The organism is Pseudonocardia sp. Ae505_Ps2 (genome assembly GCF_001932425.1).
Classification (GTDB): Bacteria; Actinomycetota; Actinomycetes; order Mycobacteriales; family Pseudonocardiaceae; genus Pseudonocardia.
Map to the genome: position 1 here is coordinate 24568 of NZ_MCIP01000004.1, position 1534 is coordinate 26101.

A 1534-nucleotide genomic window follows, 5' to 3' on the forward strand; every position below is an offset into this window, starting at 1 on the left:
CCCTGACCGGTCCAGCCATTCCGAAGCCCCCACTCCCGCCGCCGACGCAACCTCAGCGCCGAGAGTGGGAGTTCCCGACCTGCTCGACCGGGACATCACCCGGCGTGTCGCCAAACCGGTGAACGTTCGTGGTCAACGCACTAGAGCGACTCGCCGGCGTCATCGGACGCAAGATCGGCCGCGACACCGACAAGCAGCGCCTCTACGTCCAGCACCTCATGCGCGTCGCCACCCGCCGACTCATCAGCGACACCACCTTCCGCGACACCATCGCCGACGACCTCGCCGACCACCGCGACGCACTCAAGCGCGAGAAGTAACCCGCCAAGCCACCGTCACGCCTACTGTCATCGCAGGTCAAATCAGGTATCAGCACACCCGCCAAGATCCACAACGCCCCCTCGACGGCCCCGCTTCACTCCACCGCGCTACCAAGTAGCCCGCGGAGGAGAAGATGCGGGGCCGTCTTCATGTGGTCCTGTTTCCCCAGTTCAAGTTAGGTATCGGACCCCGCGTCACAACAAGATCTAGACATAGAGCCAGGAACCTATCTGCCCAGGTCAAGTTAGGTATCAGCACCTCACGCTAAACCCAGGTCTCACACGCTTAATGAGCCTTTTTCAACCTGGCGTTTGTGCTGGTCAAGCCGTCGAGTGGGCCTCCCCGGACCGTGACCACGCGGCGGCCTGACCTGCATCATCGGGGATCTGGCCGCTGCCGACGGGGCCCCTGCCGCCGCTTCGCGGCGGGTCCTCGGTCAGGTTGAAAAAGGCTCAATGACAGCAAAACAGGGGTGTCGGCGCTGCTGTCATGGTTGCTGTCATCGCCCTGATACCGGGTTTGACCTGCGACGATACAAGATCATGACAGCAATGACAGTCCTCTCCCTTTCTAGTGGGGTGAAAATCGGAGATGAGAACTAGGTTGTAGACAACGAGGTGTTCTCAGTAGCGGGGTGGCAGGTCGTGGCGACACGCCGAGGGTGGTGAGATGAGCGGGAACGGGGCAGGACCCCGGTAGATCGGTTCGGTCCAGCACAGATCGACACCGTCACCGAGGTCCTGCATGTCTGATCCTGTCACCTACACCGCTGTCCTCCCGATCGGGGAGCGCACCGTGGCCTATCTGGCGCGGCTCCTGGTCCTTCAACGCCGTCGACGTGGCACCCGGCGGCGGGCGTTGACCCCGTTCGCCCAGGCAGTGCTGGTGATCCGCTGGTTCTGTGATGCTACCCGGGTCCGATGTTCGGCCGGTGACAACGCGATCAGCACTGCAACGGCCTACCGTTACCTGCACGAAGGCATCGACGTCCTCGCCGCGGCCGCACCCGGCCTGCACGGAGCCCTGCTCGCCGCCCGCACAGCCGGGCACACCCACGTGAATCTCGACGGCACCCTGATCGCCACCGACCGGTGCCGCGCGCTCGGCCTCACCCCCGGGGTCGACCTGTGGTGGTCGGGCAAGCACCGCCGCCACGGCGGGAACATCCAGGTCCTCACCGCACCTGATGGATGGCCGCTATGGACCAGCGACG

General features: G+C 64.4%; 1 protein-coding gene and 1 pseudogene. Both read left to right on the forward strand.

Annotation, left to right across the window (positions count from 1 at the left end):
• Positions 1–128 precede the first annotated feature (128 nt).
• Positions 129–320, forward strand: coding sequence for a hypothetical protein (locus Ae505Ps2_RS29520; RefSeq protein WP_075554406.1), 192 nt, complete (start codon positions 129–131; stop codon positions 318–320).
• Positions 321–1065: 745 nt separating this feature from the next.
• A pseudogene (locus Ae505Ps2_RS31630) lies at positions 1066–1534 on the forward strand (IS5/IS1182 family transposase); the annotation flags it as partial.